This is a genomic window from Ectopseudomonas oleovorans, from assembly GCF_029845265.1.
In the GTDB taxonomy this organism is placed as follows: Bacteria; Pseudomonadota; Gammaproteobacteria; order Pseudomonadales; family Pseudomonadaceae; genus Aquipseudomonas; species Aquipseudomonas oleovorans.
The window spans coordinates 21104-38424 of record NZ_JAOCLK010000029.1; the positions used below are offsets into that span (position 1 = coordinate 21104).

The following is a 17321-nucleotide window of genomic DNA, read 5'->3' on the forward strand; positions in this document are numbered from 1 at the left end:
TCTCGATCAAGGCTTGAAGCAAACGCAGGTTGTAAAAAAGCGGGATGACGTGTGAAGGTCATCCCGCTTTTTTATTTGAGCCATTCTGCGTAACTTTTAGTGGACACACTAAAACAGGAAGCCTACAGGAAAACCCTCGAAATCGAAAGGCGCAAAGACCAAAAAGGCTTTCACTCCCACCATGGTTTTCCCAGCTCAGGGTTGACAGCTACAAGATGCCGGGAAACCATTGGTACCTCCTGCAGGTTTCGTATGAGAAACCCCACATGAGTACCAAGCTCAGCATCGAAGAAGCGGCGCGCCAGCTTCAGATAAGCCCGCAGCGCACCCGAACGCTCTGCAGAACCCAAAAGGTCGACGCAGAGCGAGTCGGCAAGACCTGGATAATCGACCCGCAAAGCGTGACCCAATACGGATTGAAAACAGCACACATGATTGCAGAGGATCATCCTGCCTATCACGCGCCCAAGCGCGACAAGAACGCCCCCATCGCCCTGAGCTTCTTTTCCGGCGCCATGGGGCTTGATCTGGGCATGGAAAAGGCCGGTTTCGATATCCGCCTGGCCTGCGAGCTCGACAAATACTGTCGCCAGACCATTGCCCTGAATCGCCCCAATACGGCGCTGTTAGGCGACATCAATACCTGCACGGCCGAGCAGGTGATCGAGGCTGCCGGCGTTTCTCGTGAAGAAATCGACGTCATTATCGGTGGCCCTCCCTGCCAAGCGTTCAGCACCGCAGGAAAGCGCAAAGCGTTTAATGACGAGCGCGGCAATGCTTTCTTGAAGTTTATCGACCTGGCCCTGGAGATCAGGCCACCCTACATCGTGATCGAGAACGTGCGCGGCCTGCTGTCTTGCCCGATGGATCACCGCCCGCATGATCAACGCGGCCCGGACTTCCCGGATCTTTCCCTAGACGAGATGAAAGGCGGCGCACTCAACTTCGTGCTGAGCAAATTGAGCAACGCCGGCTACGCCAGCTCGTTCAACCTTTACAACTCGGCCAACTTCGGCACGCCCCAGATTCGTGAGCGCGTCATCATCATCTGCTCACGAGATGGCAAACCTGCGCCCTTCCTGACACCGACCCACAGCGAGGACGGTGCTCAAGGGCTACCGGCCTGGCGCACTGTCCGCCAGGCACTGGAGGGACTGAACAACCACAACCACCTGAACTTCCCGGAAAAGCGCCTGCGCTTCTATCGCCTACTCAAGGCCGGGCAGAACTGGCGCAACCTGCCCGAGGATCAGCAGCGTGAGGCACTGGGCAAATCCTACTTCGCCGGAGGCGGCAAGACCGGCTTCCTGCGTCGCCTGGCCTGGGACAAACCATCACCCACCCTGGTAACGCACCCCGCCATGCCAGCCACCGACCTGGCACACCCGGAAGCGGATCGTCCGCTGTCGATCGAGGAATACAAACGCATCCAGGAGTTTCCGGATGACTGGCAACTGGCCGGACCACTGATCCAGCAATACAAACAGGTCGGCAATGCCGTTCCGATCAGCCTGGGACATGCCGTTGGCAAACTGTTGCGGGATCTGCTGACAGGCAAGGCAAAAGAGGCACCACGCAATTTCCGCTTCTCGCGCTACCAGGCCACCTGCCATGAAGAATGGCGCAAGGCCTTCGAGCAGCAACGACGCAAGGCGCAACTGGAGCTGGCGATCAGCTGATGATTCAGGCCTCGGAATTGAAACGCAGCAGGCGCGTCCAGTCGATGGAGCCCTGCTCGTCACAGAATTCGAGGGTGAATTCACGGGTGAACTTGTTGATCATCTGCCCGTAGCTTTCAGCGAACTCGTCGTTGCGTTCGCGCGCCTTGAAGCCCAGCGGCTCGATCAGCTCCACGTAGAGCTGGTCGTCCCCCGAGATGAATGACCAGAAGCGCTGACCGCAGTATTTGTAGTAGCTGCCCTTGTCCGGGTTGTTGTCGCGGCCATAGCAGCAGCCATTGACAGCGACGACCTGCAAACCGGAATTACCCGTGCGCAAGGTGCGCTGCGCGGTCAGGAAATTGGTTTTCATCTGACCGATCTGCGAACTGTTGCCCCAGTTCGGGCCGGACTTGATGGCCACGATGTAGCGCCGTCCGTCGCGATCGAACTCAAGATCGACGCCGGTAATACCGGACTTCCAGCCACCGTAGACCTGGCCATTGATGAAAATGGCCAGTCCCTCCAGCCAGTCACCGAACAGCGTCTCCTCGTTGGAGGAAATGTGCGCATCGACGATGCCGCGAATGATCTGCTCCGCGGTCAGCACGTGCTTGGCCCTGTACATGTAGGGGTTCTTGCGCTTGAGCACGTCCTTGAGTTTCAGGCGCTCCAGACTGGCGATGCGCTTCTCGTGGAAGGCACCAATGTTCAGTTCGACGTAGCGGGCCACGTCATCCAGATTCAAAGGCGTCATCAGTTACCCCAGAACATCCATGCACGAGCGGGAGGCAAGCTCCCGCCTCCCTTTGCCCTATTTCAGGCCCAGCACATCCTGCATGTCGTACAGGGCAGCCTCACGCCCCTGTAACCACAGCGCCGAACGCACCGCCCCCTTGGCAAAGGTCATGCGGCTGGAGGCCTTGTGCGTGATTTCCACACGCTCGCCGTCGGCGGCGAACAGCACGGTGTGATCGCCCACCACATCGCCGGCACGTACGGTGGCGAAGCCAATGGTTTCACGCTCACGCGCGCCGGTCTGACCTTCACGACCGTACACGGCAACCTTGTGCAGATCACGCCCCAGTGCATCGGCCACCACTTCACCCATGCGCAGCGCAGTGCCGGACGGCGCATCGACCTTGTGCCGGTGATGGGCTTCGATGATCTCGATATCCACGTCGTCGCCCAGCACACGGGCGGCGGTATCCAGCAGCTTCAGGCACAGGTTGACGCCCACGCTGTAGTTGGCAGCAAAGACAATGGGAATCTGCTTGGCAGCCTCAACCAGCAGCTGTTTTTCCTCAGGAGAGAAGCCGGTGGTACCGATGACCATGGCCTTACCTGCCTGACGGCAGACTTCCAGGTTCTTCAGGGTTACCGAGGGGTGGGTGAAGTCGATCAGCACGTCGAAATCGGCAACCACCGACGCCAGATCGCCAACCAGCTTCACGCCGATCTTGCCCAGACCGGCCAGCTCACCGGCGTCGGCGCCGATCAGGCTGCTGTCGGGACGATCGATGGCGGCCTTGAGCGCGGCGCCCTCGGTCTGCTGTACGGCTTCGATCAGAATCTTGCCCATGCGCCCGGCGGCGCCCATTACTGCGATACGTTGCATAGCAATTCAGCTCCAAGCTGACGCATCGAGGCGCGGACGAGATCCGCGCCCGATACGCTGTTTTATACGTCGCCGAAGAAGCGCTTTACGCCCTCGAACCAGCCGCTGACCTTGGGCGAGTGGGAATCGTCACCCTGCAGCGACTTGCGAAACTCTTCGAGCAACTCGCGCTGACGCTTGTTCAGGTTGACCGGCGTTTCCACCACGACCCGACACATCAGGTCGCCAGCCGCGCCACCACGAACAGGGGCCACGCCTTTGCCGCGCAAGCGGAACAGCTTGCCGGTCTGCGTGCCCTCGGGGATCTTCAGCTTGACCCGACCATCGAGGGTCGGCACTTCCAGTTCGCCACCCAGGGCAGCATCAGCGAAGCTGATCGGCACTTCACAATACAGATGCTTACCATCACGCTGGAAGATCGCATGCTCACGGACGTTGACCACCACGTAGAGATCACCGGCCGGACCGCCATGCGCACCAGCCTCACCTTCGCCGGACAGGCGAATGCGATCACCGGTATCGACACCTGGCGGCACCTTGACCGACAGCGTCTTGCTCTCTTCCACGCGCCCCTGACCGTGACAGCTGCCGCAAGGGTCGGTGATCATCTTGCCGCTGCCATGGCAGCGCGGGCAGGTCTGCTGTACCGAGAAGAAGCCCTGCTGCATGCGCACCTGACCGATACCACCGCAAGCTGTGCAAGTGACCGGGCTGGCGCCCTTCTTGGCACCGCTGCCATCACAGGTCTTGCAACCGACCAGGGTCGGAACACGGATGGTCACGGTCGTGCCACGCACCGCTTCTTCCAGATCCAACTCCAGGGTATAGCGCAGGTCACTGCCACGCTGAGCGCCACCGCGCGAGCCGCCGCGAGCACCGCCGAAGAAGTCGCTGAAGACATCGCCGAAGATGTCGGAGAAGTTGGCACCACCGAAACCGGCACCGCCGCCACCGCCCATCTGCGGGTCGACCCCGGCGTGGCCGTACTGGTCGTAGGCTGAACGCTTGCTGGCGTCGGAAAGCACTTCGTAGGCCTCGTTGGCCTCCTTGAATTTCTCTTCGGCGTCTTTATCGTCCGGGTTGCGGTCCGGGTGATATTTCATCGCCAGGCGCCGATAGGCCTTCTTCAGCTCGGCTTCACTAGCGCCGCGCTCGACCCCCAGGATCTCGTAATAATCACGTTTTGCCATAGTTGTGCTGCACTCTCAGATTCGTGAGCTCCAGATACGCCGACGCGGGAGAAGACTCCCGCGCGGCGAAACCTGCCCGTCGCGAGCGACGGTGGAGCGTAAAGAAGAGGCGGCCCGCCGAGCAGACCGCATCCCTTACTTGTTCTCCTTGACCTCTTCAAACTCAGCGTCGACCACGTCGTCACCCGCATCCTTGGCATCGCCGGCGTCAGCCTGCGCGGCACCACCTTGCGGCTGCTCGGCGTACATCTTCTGCGCCAGTGACGTGGTGGCTTCAGACAGTGCGTTCATCTTGGCTTCGATGGCCGCCTTGTCGTCGCCCTTCACGGCGACTTCCAGCTCGCCGATGGCCTTCTCGATGGCCGCCTTCTCGTCGGCAGTGGCCTTGTCACCCGCCTCGGTGAGCATCTTGCGGGTGGCATGCACCAGCTGATCACCCTGGTTACGGGCAGTGACCAGCTCTTCGAACTTGCGGTCCTCCTCGGCGTTGGCCTCGGCGTCACGCACCATACGCTCAATCTCTTCCTCGGACAGACCCGAGTTGGCCTTGATCACGATGGACTGCTGCTTGCCAGTGGCCTTGTCCTTGGCGGACACATGCAGGATACCGTTGGCATCGATGTCGAAGGTCACTTCGATCTGCGGCACGCCACGCGGAGCCGGCGGAATCTCGGCCAGATCGAACTTGCCCAGCGACTTGTTCTGCGCAGCCTGCTTACGCTCACCCTGCAGCACGTGAATGGTCACGGCGCTCTGGTTGTCGTCAGCGGTGGAGAACACCTGCGACTTCTTGGTCGGGATGGTGGTGTTCTTCTCGATCAGCGGCGTCATCACGCCACCCATGGTTTCGATACCCAAGGTCAGCGGGGAAACGTCCAGCAGCAGCACGTCCTTGACGTCACCAGCCAGAACCGCGCCCTGAATGGCAGCGCCCATGGCCACGGCTTCGTCCGGGTTGACGTCCTTGCGCGGCTCCTTGCCGAAGAACTCGGCAACAGTCTTCTGTACCAGCGGCATACGGGTCTGACCGCCGACCAGGATCACGTCGTCGATCTTGCCGACATCGATACCGGCGTCTTTCAGTGCAGTGCGGCACGGCTCGATGGTGCGCTGCACCAGATCCTCGACCAGCGATTCGAGCTTGGAACGGGAAATCTTCACGTTCAGGTGCTTAGGGCCGGTGGCATCTGCAGTGATGTACGGCAGGTTGACGTCGGTCTGCTGGCTCGAGGACAGCTCGATCTTGGCCTTCTCGGCAGCTTCCTTCAGGCGCTGCATGGCCAGCGGGTCGCCCTTGAGGTTCATGCCGCTTTCTTTCTTGAATTCGTCGACGAGGTAGTCGATCAGACGAATATCGAAGTCTTCACCGCCGAGGAAGGTGTCACCGTTGGTGGCCAACACTTCGAACTGGTGCTCACCATCGACTTCGGCGATCTCGATAACGGAAACGTCGAAGGTACCACCACCCAGGTCATAGACGATCACGGTGCGGTCGCCCTTGGCCTTGTCCATGCCATAAGCCAGCGCAGCCGCGGTCGGCTCGTTGATGATGCGCTTGACGTCCAGACCGGCGATACGACCAGCATCCTTGGTGGCCTGACGCTGGCTGTCGTTGAAATAGGCCGGAACGGTGATGACCGCTTCAGTGACTGGCTCGCCCAGGTATTCCTCGGCAGTTTTCTTCATCTTCTTGAGAATTTCAGCCGAGATTTGCGGCGGCGCCATCTTCTGGCCGTTCACTTCAACCCAGGCGTCACCGTTGTCAGCCTTGACGATCTTGTACGGCACCATCTGAATGTCTTTCTGCACGACTTCTTCGTCGAAACGACGACCGATCAGACGCTTCACCGCATACAGGGTGTTGTGCGGGTTGGTCACGGCCTGACGCTTGGCCGACTGCCCCACGAGGATTTCACCGTCGTTGGCGTAAGCGATGATGGACGGCGTGGTACGAGCGCCTTCGGCGTTCTCGATTACCTTGACGTTGCCATTTTCCAAAATAGAGACACAGGAGTTGGTGGTCCCCAGGTCGATACCGATAATTTTGCCCATGAATGTTCTCCCGATACTTTGATTTTTCCGTCGCCTCGTTTCTCAGGCGCCGGCAGAACTAAAACGCTTGACTTAAAAATGGGGTCGTTACTACTGATTTCAAGCCTGCTCGTCGATACTCGGCGGCGGCGTGGTTGTTGCCTTGCTGACCACGACCATCGCCGGGCGCAGCAGGCGACCGTTGAGCAGATAGCCTTTCTGGAATACCTTGAGCACCGAGTTCGGCTCGGCGTGGATGCTCTCTTCCATGGCCATGGCCTGGTGATGCTCCGGGTTGAACGGCGCACCATGCGGGTCAATGGCTTCCAGGTTGTAGCGAGCCAGGGTGTCGTGGAACAGCTTGAGGGTCAGCTGCATGCCCTCACGCACGGCCTTGATCGACACATCGTCAGGGCTCGACAGCTCCAGGCCGCGCTCCAGACTGTCGATTACCGGCAGCAGATCGCCGGCGAACTTTTCCAGCGCAAATTTGTGTGCCTTCTCTACATCCTGCTCCGCGCGACGACGTACGTTTTGCAGGTCGGCAGCCATGCGCAGCGACTGATCCTGTGCAGCGGCCAGTTGCTCTTCCAGCGTTTGCACGCGAGCAGCCAGGTCGTCAGCAGGCGCCACAGCTTCTGCTGCCTGCGCCTCGAAATTCTGCGTATCCAAGGTCTGTTCGTCAGCCATGCCTTTCTCCTCTCGAAAAAACTGGCGCGATACCGACTCGCGCTCCTGCCGCCTATATGGAGTCAATTCCACAGCTTTCAAGGGGCAATAGGGAGGATTGCCAGAGAAAGAAAAAACACTGTATAAATAACCAGACATAAATTCGGGAGCGTTCGCCATGCTGGTGCACCTGTCCATTCACAACTACGCCATCGTCGACCACCTGGATCTCGAGCTGGATACCGGCATGAGCGCCATCAGCGGCGAGACCGGCGCGGGCAAATCAATCATGCTCGACGCCCTCGGCTTGTGCCTGGGTGATCGTGCCGACAGCGGCGTGGTACGCCCAGGCGCAGACAAGGCTGACATTCTCGCCAGCTTCGACCTGGCGGACATTCCCGAAGCCCGCACCTGGCTCGCCGAACGGGATCTGGACAACGACGGCCCGTGCATCCTGCGCCGGGTGATCACCGCCGAAGGGCGCTCGCGCGGCTATATCAACGGCAGCCCCTGCCCACAGGCCGACCTCAAGGCCCTTGGCGAGCTGATCATCGATATCCATAGCCAGCACGAGCATCAGTCTCTGCTCAAGACCGACACCCATCGCCGCCTGCTCGATGAATACGCCGGCAGCCAGGACCTCGCGCGCCAGGTACAACTCGCCGCGCAACGCTGGAAGCAGACACGTAACGAACTGGAGCGTATCTCCAGCCAGGGTGACGAACAGCGCGCCCGCCACCAGTTGCTCAGCTATCAACTGGAAGAGCTGGAAAATCTGGCGCTGGGCGACAACGAACTGGAACAGCTGGAACAGGAGCACAAGGCGCTGAGCAATGCTGAAGCGCTGCTCGCGGCCTGTCGCCAGGTACTCGATCTGTGCAGCGAGAGCGATGCCGGCAACGTGCTGTCCGCGCTGACCGCCAGCCTCAACCGCTTGGGCGCCTTTGGTGGCCAGGGCAGTGCCTTGAACGAAGCCAGCAACCTGCTGGCCAGTGCGCAGATCCAGGTCGAAGAAGCAGTCGGCGAGCTGAATCGTTTCCTCGATCACTTCGACGCCGACCCAGAGCGTCAGCAGTTTCTCGAAGAGCGCCTGGACACCATTTATACCCTGGCACGCAAGCATCGCACCCAACCCACCGAGCTGGCCGCCTTGCAGCAACAGTTGTTCGAGGAGCTTGAAGGCCTCAATGCCGACGACCAGGCCAGTGAGCGCCTGGCTGAAGAGCTGGCCGCCTATGAGCGCCACTACCGGGAGAAAGCAGCCGAGCTCAGCACTCTGCGCAGCAATGCTGCCGAGCGCCTGGCCGCAGCCGTAGAGCAGGAAATGCAGGCACTGGGCATGCCCGGCGGTCGCTTCAATATTCAACTCCAAGCCATGAGCAGCGAAGAACCACACGCAAGCGGCCTGGAGACAGTGGAATTTCTGGTCAGCGCCAACCCTGGTCAGCCGCTACGCGGCCTGGCCAAGGTGGCATCTGGCGGTGAACTGTCACGCATCAGCCTGGCGATTCAGGTGATCACCGCACAGACCTCGCGCGTACCGACCCTGGTATTCGACGAAGTGGACGTCGGTATCGGCGGCCCAACCGCCGAAGTGGTCGGCCAGCTGTTACGCCGCCTCGGCGAACGCGGGCAAGTGCTGTGCGTCACCCACTTGCCGCAAGTCGCAGCACAGGGCCACCAGCACCTGTTCGTGCACAAGCGGCGCGGTGAAGATGCCACGTCTACCGTCGTGAGCAAGCTGGACGAGAGCGGCCGCGTCGAGGAAATAGCCCGCATGCTCGGTGGCGTCGACCTGACCGAGGAATCCCTGGCTCACGCGCGCAAGATGGTCACCAGCGCTCAGGCTGCCTGAAGCGACGTAGCCTGGATGCAATCCGGGAGCACCAAATCACCCGGATTGCATCCAGGCCACGACAAAGCAAAAAGGCGACCCGAGGGTTAATGCTGATCAGATAAGTTAGTCACCACCCCCTCCTACTTGCAGTAGAGGGGGCGCTTTTCGTAGGAGCCAGCTTGCTGGCGATGCTTTTTATGGCGGATCGCCGGCAAGCCGGCTCCTACAAAGATCGAGTGCAACGGCTTAACTGACTGGCATTAACCCGAGGGTCGCCTTTCTGATTGCCGCGGAAGGATCAGCTCTTCTTGCGTACGTAAAGCACCAGATTGTGGTCGACCAGCTCGAAACCGTGTTCCTTGACGATCTCCTTCTGACGCTTCTCGATCTCGGCGTCGAAGAACTCGATCACTTCACCAGAATCGACGCAGACCATATGGTCGTGATGGCCGCTGTCAGCCAGCTCGAATACGGCATGGCCGCCATCGAAGTTGTGACGCACCACCAGGCCGGCCGCTTCGAACTGGGTCAGCACGCGGTACACGGTGGCCAGGCCAACGTCCTCACCCGCCTCCATCAGAGCCTTGTAGACGTCCTCCGCACTCATGTGGCGGTGCTCGGCGTTGTCGAGCATTTGCAGGATTTTGACTCGTGGCAGAGTCACCTTCAGTCCAGCTTTGCGCAGTTCGTTATTTTCAACCATGGTCTGCTTTCTCATGGATGCTGCTTCGCAGCACCCTTCAATACGGGTATGATCCGGGGTTCAAGTTGCCCAAGATAGTGGAAGTCACCCTCCGATGCAAAAAACCAAGCTCTTGCTGACCAGCCTGTCGCTGACCGGGCTCTTCGCACTCGCCGGTTGTTCATTCCCCGGGGTTTACAAGATCGACATTCAACAGGGCAATGTCGTGACACAGGACATGATAGACCAGCTTCGCCCGGGAATGACCCGACGCCAAGTGCGGTTTATCATGGGTACCCCGTTGATCACCGACACCTTCCATGCCAATCGCTGGGATTATCTGTACAGCATCCAGCCTGGCGGCGGTCAGCGCCTGCAGGAACGCGTCAGCCTGGTATTCGACGGCAGCGACCAACTGGTTGGCCTGGCCGGCGACTTCATGCCCGGCGTCAGCCGTGACCAGGCAATCATGGGCCAGACTAGCGACACCAGCAGCGCTCAGCCGCAAGGCCAACCGCAGGATGAAACGCCGCCCGCCCCCGGCTCGCTGCTGGAGCAGATTCAGCGCGAAGTGGACCAGGTCGAGACCGTTCCGGTCCCTACGCCCGAGCCGCTGGACACCGATCCGCAGTAACACATGCACACAAAAAAGCCCGGAGCGAATCCGGGCTTTTTCATATCTGCCGCCTAACGAGCTAACGGGTTAGCTCGACTCCTCGCCTTCTTCCCTGGCCTTGGCTTTGGCCGCACGCTGCTTGCGCACCTCCTTCGGGTCGGCGATCAGCGGTCGATAGATCTCGACGCGCTCACCCTCCTCCAGCACCCGCTCTTCCGGCTTGCCTACCGCTTTGCCAAAAATGCCCAGCGGCGCCTGGCTCAGATCCAGCTCCGGAAAGAACTGTTGCATACCAGAACGCAGCGCGGCCTCGCGCACCGTGGTGCCGGTCGGTACCGACAGGCGCAACAGCTTCTGCCGCTCGGCAAGGGCATAAACCACTTCGACGGCGATACTCGGCTTATCCATACAGTTGCTTGGCTCGCTGGCAGAAGGCATCGACCATGGTATTGGCCGCCTGATTGAACAGCGGGCCCAGCGTGGCACGTACCAGTGGCCCAGCATAGTCGAAGGTCAGGTCCAGGCTGATCTTGCAAGCCTTGTCGCCCAGCGCCTTGAACTCCCAGACGCCATGGAGACTGGTAAAAGGCCCTTCCTGCAGGTTCATCTCGATACGCTGCCCAGGCAGCAGCACGTTACGCGTGACGAAGCGCTGGCCGATGCTGCCCTTGGCCACCTCGAGGCTGGCCAGCATATGCGTTTCGCTGACTTCCAAAACCTCGCTGGCCCGGCACCAGGGCAGAAACTGCGGATAGCTGGCGACATCATTGACGAGGTCAAACAGCGCTTGTGCCGGATAAGGCAGCAAGGCCGAGCGTTGAATACGGGTCGTCATAACGGTTACTTCCACAACTCAACGGCGAACACCACGAGGATGCCTGCCGGCGCTATATAGCGCATCAGGAAAAAAGCCAGGGAGAACAGGCGCGGATTGCGCATGGCCAGCTCATCACGCACGGCCTCACGCCCCATTACCCAGCCGGCAAAGATGACAAAACACAGACAGCCAAGTGGAAGCATCAGACGCGATGTCAGAAAGTCGATCACACCAAAGAAGTCCAGGCCACCAGCGGCTCCCCACTGATAGAGATGGAAACCTTCCGGGCCGCTGACGAAGAATTTCGCCTCTTTCCAGATATTGAAGGAAAACACCGTACCCAGGCCAACGAACCAGCACAGGAACGCCAGAGCACTGGTGATCGCCAGGCGACTGCGGCGAGTCCGCTCGACCAGGTAGGCCACCATCGGCTCAAGCATGGAGATCGCCGATGTCCAGGCTGCCAGCAGCACAAGCACGAAGAACACCACCCCCATCAACTGTCCGAGGGTCACGTTACCAAAGGCCAAAGGCAAGGTAACGAACATCAACCCTGGCCCCTCGCCGGGATCGAGTCCTGCGGAAAACACGATAGGAAACAGCGCCAGCCCGGCGAGCAGAGAGACCAGCGTGTCCATCAGCGCGACGATCATCACCGTGCCGCCAATCGAGACCTGCTTGGGCATGTAGGCGCCGTACACCATAATCGATCCAACACCCACGCTCAGTGAAAAGAATGCGTGCCCCATGGCGGGTAGCAAGCCATCGGCCAGCCGCTCAGGCTCGAAGGAGAACATGAAGCGCAGGCCTTCCATGAAGTATCCGCTGGTCAGTGCATAGCCCAGTAGAACCAACAGCAACAGGAACAGCAGAGGCATCAGGATGCGCAGGCAACGTTCCAGGCCGGCGATTACACCGCTGGCGATGACCCAGGCCGACAGTGCCAGGAAGATGCTGTGCCAGAGAATCATGCGCCAGGGATCACTGATAAGGGCGGCAAACAGGGAGCCGACCTCATCGGCCGTCACCCCCTGAAAGTCGCCACGCCCCATGCCCAGTATGTAGTCCAGCGACCAACCACCCACCACGCTGTAGAAGGACAGGATCAACAGCGCCGTAACCATGCCGGCAAAGGCCGCCCATGACCAGCGTGGAGAACGCCCTGCGGCGCTGGCCAGTTGGAGCAAGGCATTGGCCGGGCTTTGTCGGGCACGCCGTCCGATCAGCGTTTCGGCCAGCATGACGGGTACGCCGACCAACACGATGAATACCAGGAACATCAACACGAAGGCACCACCACCGTAGATGCCGGTCATGTACGGGAACTTCCAGATGCTGCCCAGGCCGACTGCCGAGCCAATCGCAGCCATGATGAATACCCAGCGACTGCTCCAGCCCCCGTGAATTGAAACTTTGTCGCTCGCCATTGCGGCCAAGACCCATATCTGTGGGAAAAAAGATCGCGCATTGTCGAAGATTCGCAGCATGGGCTCAAGTTTGGCTCGGTACAGCCCCCATGGCGCAGGCGCGGACGACTCCTTATAATGCGCGTCCTATGGCTAAGCAAAAGAAACATCCCCAAGGCACCATCGCGCTGAACAAGAAGGCGCTTCATGACTATTTCATCGAACACAAGTTCGAGGCCGGCCTGGTGCTGTCCGGCTGGGAAGTGAAAAGTCTGCGGGCCGGCAAGGCACAGCTGGTCGACAGCTACGTGCTGCTCAAGGACGGCGAGGCCTGGTTGATGGGCTGCCACATCACGCCACTGAAAACCGCCAGTACCCATGTCATCGCTGACCCGACCCGCACGCGCAAGCTGCTGCTGAACAAGCGCGAGCTGGAGAAGCTGTTCGGCTCCGTACAGCAGAAGGGCTACACCGCCGTAGCGCTGTCGCTGTACTGGAAGCAGCATCTGATCAAGTGCGAGATAGCCTTGGCCAAGGGCAAGAAGGACTTCGACAAGCGCCACACCGAGAAGGAACGTGACGCCGACCGCGAGGTTCAACGCGCGATGCGCAGCAAGGGCAAGGACGACTAAAAGCGGCGACAGGCTGCAAGTCCAAGCAATGCAAAATGCAACAGGCGTAGGGCGGACTCAGGAACCCAAGCGAATAGTCCGCCATGCCAGACCTGGCATCACAACATTCCGTTGAGGCTCAACAGCGTATTGCTTCGCCAACGGACCGCCCCCCGACACGCCCGGCTCCAGTACAGCCTGTAGCACCTACGACCCCAGCCGGCGCTGCGCACGCGCCACGCGCTGAGCTTCCTGCTGCACTTCCGAAAGGACTTCCTGCACATAGTCGATGTGCTGATTGGAGAGCTCGCGGGCGTCTTCCGCGCGACCTTCGATGATCGCCTGGTACAGCGCGCGGTGCTGCCCGATCAGCATATCGCGGGTCTCTTCGCGCTGGGCATACATCCCACCGATGTTGGTTACCACGTTGCGCTTGAGCAGGTCGAACAAACCCCGAATAGTGTGCAGCAGAACGGCGTTGTGGCTGGCCTCGGCAATCGCCAGGTGAAAACGCGCATCGGCCGCCCCCTCCTCGGCGCGAGTCACCTTACCGACTCGCGCGTAGCAATCCTGCAAGGCTTCGAACGCTTCGGCGAGGCGCTGGCGATCGATATCAGTAGCTCGCCTGGCTGCGTAGTAGGCGCAGGAGCCTTCCAGCGTGTGACGAAATTCCAGCAGATCGCGCTGGGCGTCTTCCTTGTGCTCCAGCAGCTGCAACAGCGGGTCGCTGAAGGTCGAGCCGAGTGATTCGGCGACATAGTTACCGCCGCCCTGGCGACTGACCAGCAGCCCCTTGGCCACCAGTTTCTGGATCGCCTCACGCAGGGACGGGCGAGATACACCGAACTGCTCAGCCAGCGCACGCTCTGCAGGCAGCCTCTCACCGACACGCAAGGTGCCCTCGAGAATCATGGTTTCCAGTTGCGCGACGATGTCATCAGAGAGACGACGCTGCCGCACCTGACCTACTTCCATTACCCACATCTCCATTGGTTTGACCAAGCCGATGACCTCACAGGGCAAGCCTATAGCGCCCCCTTCGCTGAACAAGCAAGCACTCTACGACCAAAGTCTTAGCCTCTCGATTTGACAGCCTATTGAGCAACTTTTAACCTGAGCCCGCCATCTTGTAAATTGGTATTACCAATTTAACCAGCAAGAACAACAACCCCTCGAGGTCACGCCATGACAGCCCAACACGCTGCCAGCCAGTTCGATAACGCCTCATCCCTGTCGCGCCAGACGCGCGCTCGTGTGGAGTAAGCCCTGATGTCCAACGGAATTCTCGCCCTGCTGGCGTTCTCGCCGATCCTGCTTGCTGCAATCTTGTTGATCGGTCTGCGCTGGCCGGCCAAACACGCCATGCCGCTGGTCTACCTGGTCACTGCCGCTGTCGGCCTGTTCGCCTGGGACATGACCCTCAACCGCGTGCTCGCCTCCACCCTGCAAGGCCTACTGATCACACTGGGGCTGTTGTGGATCATCTTTGGCGCGATTCTGCTGCTGAACACCCTCAAGCACTCCGGCGGTATCACCGCCATTCGTGCCGGCTTCACCACCATCAGCCCTGACCGCCGCATCCAGGCGATCATCATTGCCTGGTTGTTCGGCTGCTTCATCGAGGGTGCCTCGGGCTTCGGTACACCAGCCGCCATCGCCGCGCCGTTGCTGGTGGCGATCGGTTTTCCGGCAATGGCCGCCGTTTTGCTGGGCATGCTGGTGCAAAGCACACCGGTATCCTTCGGCGCCGTCGGTACGCCGATCATCGTTGGCATCAACACCGGCCTGGATACCGCCAGTATTGGCGCACAACTGGTCGAACAGGGTTCGTCCTGGGGGCAATTCCTGCAACTGATCACCAGCCAGGTAGCGATCATTCATGCCACCGTTGGCGTGGTCATGCCACTGATCATGGTCATGATGCTGACACGCTTCTTCGGTCAGGAAAAAAGCTGGAAAGCAGGTCTGGAAGTGCTGCCATTTGCCATCTTCGGTGGCCTGGCTTTCGTACTGCCCTACGCGGCTACCGGTATTTTCCTTGGGCCGGAATTTCCGTCGTTGCTGGGCGGCCTGATCGGTCTGGCCATCGTCACCAGCGCCGCACGTTTTGGTTTCCTGGTGCCGAAGAATACCTGGGACTTCGCGCCGGCGGACAAATGGCCAAGCGAGTGGCTGGGCAGTGTCGAGATGAAACTGGACGAGCTGACCGCCAAACCCATGAGCGCGCTGCGTGCCTGGCTGCCCTACGTAATGGTCGGCGCCCTGCTGGTGATCAGCCGCGTATTCCCGGAAGTGGGTAATGCACTGAAAGCCGTGGTAGTGAACTTCCCCGACCTGCTCGGCGAGGCCGGCGTCAGTGCCAATTTCCAGCCGCTGTACCTGCCGGGGGGCATTCTGGTCGCCGTGGTGCTGGCCACCTTCTTCCTGCACGGCATGAAGGTGCGTGAGCTGAGCAAGGCGGTGAAGGAATCGTCCAGCGTGCTGCTCAGCGCCGGCTTCGTGCTGCTGTTCACCGTGCCGATGGTGCGCATCCTGATCAACTCCGGTGTCAACGGCGCCGAGCTGGCCAGCATGCCGATCCTCATGGCGCGCTGGGTGGCCGACAGCGTTGGCGGGATCTATCCGCTGCTGGCGCCAAGTATCGGCGCACTGGGCGCCTTCATCGCCGGCTCCAATACCGTCAGCAACATGATGTTCAGCCAGTTCCAGTTCGGCGTGGCCAGCAGCCTGGGCATCTCCAGCGCACTGATCGTCTCCGTTCAGGCCATCGGCGCCGCAGCCGGCAACATGGTGGCGATTCACAACGTGGTTGCTGCCTCGGCCACCGTCGGTCTGCTCGGGCGCGAAGGCAGCACCCTGCGCAAGACCATCTGGCCGACGCTGTACTACGTGCTGTTCACCGGCATCATCGCGATGATCGCGATCTACGTGCTGGGTGTGACTGACCCACTGATGCACTGAACCTCGTCACACGAAAGCGCCCCGACCATGTCGGGGCATTTTCCGTCAGGCTACGCTTTCTCTTTTTAGTAACAGGATGAGCCCATGATCATTTCTGCCTCCACCGACTACCGCGCCGCGGCCCAGCGCAAGCTGCCGCCCTTCCTGTTCCATTACATCGACGGCGGCGCCTACGCCGAGCACACCCTGCGCCGTAACGTTGCCGACCTGTCGGACATCGCACTGCGCCAGCGGGTGCTGAAGAACATGTCCGACCTGAGCCTGTCCACCGAGCTGTTCGGCGAACAGCTGTCCATGCCTGTTGCCCTGGCTCCGGTCGGCCTGACCGGCATGTATGCCCGTCGCGGTGAAGTGCAGGCGGCCAAGGCCGCAGCAGCCAAAGGTATTCCCTTTACGCTGTCCACCGTTTCGGTGTGCCCGATCGAGGAAGTCGCGCCGGCCATCGACCGGCCCATGTGGTTCCAGCTCTACGTGCTGAAGGATCGCGGCTTCATGAAGAATGCCCTGGAGCGCGCCAAGGCGGCCGGTTGCTCGACCCTGGTGTTCACCGTCGATATGCCCGTACCCGGTGCGCGCTATCGCGATGCCCACTCCGGCATGAGCGGCCCGAACGCGCCGTTTCGACGCATGTTGCAGGCCATGACCCATCCGCAGTGGGCCTGGGATGTCGGCCTGCTGGGTAAGCCGCACGACCTGGGCAACATCTCAGCTTATCGCGGCAACCCCACCGGCCTGGCCGACTACATCGGCTGGCTGGGCGCCAACTTCGACCCGTCGATTTCCTGGAAGGATCTGGAATGGATTCGCGACTTCTGGGACGGCCCGATGGTGATCAAAGGCATCCTCGACCCTGAAGATGCCCGCGACGCGGTGACCTTCGGCGCCGACGGAATCATCGTTTCCAACCACGGCGGACGTCAGCTCGACGGCGTGCTGTCCAGCGCCCGGGCGCTGCCGGCCATCGCCGACGCGGTCAAGGGCGAGCTGAAAATCCTCGCCGACTCTGGCATCCGTACCGGTCTCGATGTGGTACGCATGCTGGCCCTGGGTGCCGACACCGTGCTGCTCGGCCGCGCCTTCATCTACGCCCTGGCAGCAGCCGGTGGCGCCGGTGTGAGCAACCTTCTCGATCTGATCGAGAAGGAAATGCGCGTGGCCATGGTGCTGACCGGCGCCAAGTCCATCGCCGAAATCACTCCGGATCTACTGGTAAAGGAGCGTTGAG

16 protein-coding genes are annotated in these 17321 nt (G+C 60.6%); 6 read left to right on the forward strand and 10 right to left on the reverse strand.

The annotated features are described in order from the left end of the window. Positions 1 to 266 precede the first annotated feature (266 nt). A complete protein-coding gene (locus N5J71_RS15080) occupies positions 267 to 1679 on the forward strand; it encodes a DNA cytosine methyltransferase (RefSeq protein WP_074860144.1) in 1413 nt (470 codons plus the stop codon). A 4-nt stretch (positions 1680 to 1683) separates the two neighbouring features. On the opposite strand, the gene N5J71_RS15085 is transcribed toward N5J71_RS15080, so the two are convergent. From N5J71_RS15085 to grpE, 5 genes are all read right to left on the reverse strand, one after another. Next, positions 1684 to 2415 (reverse strand): PmeII family type II restriction endonuclease, encoded by a 732-nt coding sequence (locus N5J71_RS15085; RefSeq protein WP_004424432.1) that lies wholly within the window; start codon positions 2413 to 2415, stop codon positions 1684 to 1686. 57 nt (positions 2416 to 2472) lie between these two features. After that, complete coding sequence (gene dapB / locus N5J71_RS15090) at positions 2473 to 3276, reverse strand: 4-hydroxy-tetrahydrodipicolinate reductase (RefSeq protein WP_004424433.1); 804 nt, start codon at positions 3274 to 3276, stop codon at positions 2473 to 2475. 62 nt (positions 3277 to 3338) lie between these two features. Beyond that, positions 3339 to 4466: a molecular chaperone DnaJ gene (dnaJ, locus tag N5J71_RS15095; protein WP_004424434.1), complete on the reverse strand. Its 1128-nt coding sequence runs from the start codon at positions 4464 to 4466 to the stop codon at positions 3339 to 3341. A 135-nt stretch (positions 4467 to 4601) separates the two neighbouring features. Next, positions 4602 to 6518 carry a molecular chaperone DnaK gene (dnaK, locus tag N5J71_RS15100; protein ID WP_074860142.1) on the reverse strand — a complete coding sequence of 639 codons (1917 nt, stop codon included), beginning with the start codon at positions 6516 to 6518 and terminating at the stop codon, positions 4602 to 4604. Between the two features lie 99 nt (positions 6519 to 6617). After that, positions 6618 to 7364: a nucleotide exchange factor GrpE gene (gene grpE / locus N5J71_RS15105; RefSeq protein WP_306811897.1), complete on the reverse strand. Its 747-nt coding sequence runs from the start codon at positions 7362 to 7364 to the stop codon at positions 6618 to 6620. Here grpE and recN point away from each other — a divergent pair. After that, the gene (gene recN / locus N5J71_RS15110; RefSeq protein ID WP_004424438.1) at positions 7345 to 9021 is read left to right on the forward strand and encodes a DNA repair protein RecN; all 1677 of its coding nucleotides are present in this window, start codon (positions 7345 to 7347) and stop codon (positions 9019 to 9021) included. The genes grpE and recN overlap by 20 nt on opposite strands. 280 nt (positions 9022 to 9301) lie before the next feature. Here recN and fur read toward each other — a convergent pair whose 3' ends face one another. Beyond that, on the reverse strand, positions 9302 to 9706 hold the full coding sequence (gene fur / locus N5J71_RS15115; protein ID WP_003240531.1) for a ferric iron uptake transcriptional regulator: 405 nt from the start codon (positions 9704 to 9706) through the stop codon (positions 9302 to 9304). A gap of 94 nt (positions 9707 to 9800) precedes the next feature. On the opposite strand from fur, the gene N5J71_RS15120 reads away from it, so the two are divergent. Further along, positions 9801 to 10319 carry an outer membrane protein assembly factor BamE gene (locus tag N5J71_RS15120; RefSeq protein ID WP_206408280.1) on the forward strand — a complete coding sequence of 173 codons (519 nt, stop codon included), beginning with the start codon at positions 9801 to 9803 and terminating at the stop codon, positions 10317 to 10319. Between the two features lie 69 nt (positions 10320 to 10388). Here the strand turns inward: N5J71_RS15120 and N5J71_RS15125 are convergent, their stop codons facing one another. From N5J71_RS15125 to N5J71_RS15135, 3 genes are read right to left on the reverse strand one after another with little or no spacing between them, the layout of a single operon-like run. Next, positions 10389 to 10709: an RnfH family protein gene (locus tag N5J71_RS15125; RefSeq protein ID WP_279917164.1), complete on the reverse strand. Its 321-nt coding sequence runs from the start codon at positions 10707 to 10709 to the stop codon at positions 10389 to 10391. Continuing rightward, positions 10702 to 11136 (reverse strand): type II toxin-antitoxin system RatA family toxin, encoded by a 435-nt coding sequence (locus tag N5J71_RS15130; RefSeq protein WP_074855250.1) that lies wholly within the window; start codon positions 11134 to 11136, stop codon positions 10702 to 10704. The genes N5J71_RS15125 and N5J71_RS15130 overlap by 8 nt, the downstream gene beginning before the upstream one ends. Positions 11137 to 11141: 5 nt before the next feature. Continuing rightward, positions 11142 to 12545 (reverse strand): sodium-dependent transporter, encoded by a 1404-nt coding sequence (locus tag N5J71_RS15135; RefSeq protein WP_004424450.1) that lies wholly within the window; start codon positions 12543 to 12545, stop codon positions 11142 to 11144. A 128-nt stretch (positions 12546 to 12673) separates the two neighbouring features. Here N5J71_RS15135 and smpB point away from each other — a divergent pair, with 128 nt between their 5' ends. Further along, the gene (smpB, locus tag N5J71_RS15140; protein ID WP_039965015.1) at positions 12674 to 13156 is read left to right on the forward strand and encodes an SsrA-binding protein SmpB; all 483 of its coding nucleotides are present in this window, start codon (positions 12674 to 12676) and stop codon (positions 13154 to 13156) included. Between the two features lie 186 nt (positions 13157 to 13342). Here the strand turns inward: smpB and N5J71_RS15145 are convergent, their stop codons facing one another. Beyond that, the gene (locus N5J71_RS15145) at positions 13343 to 14110 is read right to left on the reverse strand and encodes an FCD domain-containing protein (protein WP_004424455.1); all 768 of its coding nucleotides are present in this window, start codon (positions 14108 to 14110) and stop codon (positions 13343 to 13345) included. A gap of 294 nt (positions 14111 to 14404) precedes the next feature. Here N5J71_RS15145 and N5J71_RS15150 point away from each other — a divergent pair, with 294 nt between their 5' ends. Both N5J71_RS15150 and lldD read left to right on the forward strand, forming a co-directional pair. Next, complete coding sequence (locus N5J71_RS15150; RefSeq protein WP_279917165.1) at positions 14405 to 16096, forward strand: L-lactate permease; 1692 nt, start codon at positions 14405 to 14407, stop codon at positions 16094 to 16096. 84 nt (positions 16097 to 16180) lie between these two features. Further along, positions 16181 to 17320: an FMN-dependent L-lactate dehydrogenase LldD gene (gene lldD / locus N5J71_RS15155; RefSeq protein WP_004424458.1), complete on the forward strand. Its 1140-nt coding sequence runs from the start codon at positions 16181 to 16183 to the stop codon at positions 17318 to 17320. The last annotated feature ends 1 nt before the right edge of the window (position 17321 follow it).

Bases quoted from the DNA above. Each gene is read 5' to 3' on its own strand.
- N5J71_RS15080 (WP_074860144.1), top strand. From the start codon at position 267: ATGAGTACCAAGCTCAGCATCGAAGAAGCGGCGCGCCAGCTTCAGATA.
- N5J71_RS15085 (WP_004424432.1), bottom strand. From the start codon at position 2,415: ATGACGCCTTTGAATCTGGATGACGTGGCCCGCTACGTCGAACTGAAC.
- dapB (WP_004424433.1), bottom strand. From the start codon at position 3,276: ATGCAACGTATCGCAGTAATGGGCGCCGCCGGGCGCATGGGCAAGATT.
- dnaJ (WP_004424434.1), bottom strand. From the start codon at position 4,466: ATGGCAAAACGTGATTATTACGAGATCCTGGGGGTCGAGCGCGGCGCT.
- dnaK (WP_074860142.1), bottom strand. From the start codon at position 6,518: ATGGGCAAAATTATCGGTATCGACCTGGGGACCACCAACTCCTGTGTC.
- recN (WP_004424438.1), top strand. From the start codon at position 7,345: ATGCTGGTGCACCTGTCCATTCACAACTACGCCATCGTCGACCACCTG.
- grpE (WP_306811897.1), bottom strand. From the start codon at position 7,364: ATGGACAGGTGCACCAGCATGGCGAACGCTCCCGAATTTATGTCTGGT.
- fur (WP_003240531.1), bottom strand. From the start codon at position 9,706: ATGGTTGAAAATAACGAACTGCGCAAAGCTGGACTGAAGGTGACTCTG.
- N5J71_RS15120 (WP_206408280.1), top strand. From the start codon at position 9,801: ATGCAAAAAACCAAGCTCTTGCTGACCAGCCTGTCGCTGACCGGGCTC.
- N5J71_RS15125 (WP_279917164.1), bottom strand. From the start codon at position 10,709: ATGGATAAGCCGAGTATCGCCGTCGAAGTGGTTTATGCCCTTGCCGAG.
- N5J71_RS15130 (WP_074855250.1), bottom strand. From the start codon at position 11,136: ATGACGACCCGTATTCAACGCTCGGCCTTGCTGCCTTATCCGGCACAA.
- N5J71_RS15135 (WP_004424450.1), bottom strand. From the start codon at position 12,545: ATGGCGAGCGACAAAGTTTCAATTCACGGGGGCTGGAGCAGTCGCTGG.
- smpB (WP_039965015.1), top strand. From the start codon at position 12,674: ATGGCTAAGCAAAAGAAACATCCCCAAGGCACCATCGCGCTGAACAAG.
- N5J71_RS15145 (WP_004424455.1), bottom strand. From the start codon at position 14,110: ATGGAAGTAGGTCAGGTGCGGCAGCGTCGTCTCTCTGATGACATCGTC.
- N5J71_RS15150 (WP_279917165.1), top strand. From the start codon at position 14,405: ATGTCCAACGGAATTCTCGCCCTGCTGGCGTTCTCGCCGATCCTGCTT.
- lldD (WP_004424458.1), top strand. From the start codon at position 16,181: ATGATCATTTCTGCCTCCACCGACTACCGCGCCGCGGCCCAGCGCAAG.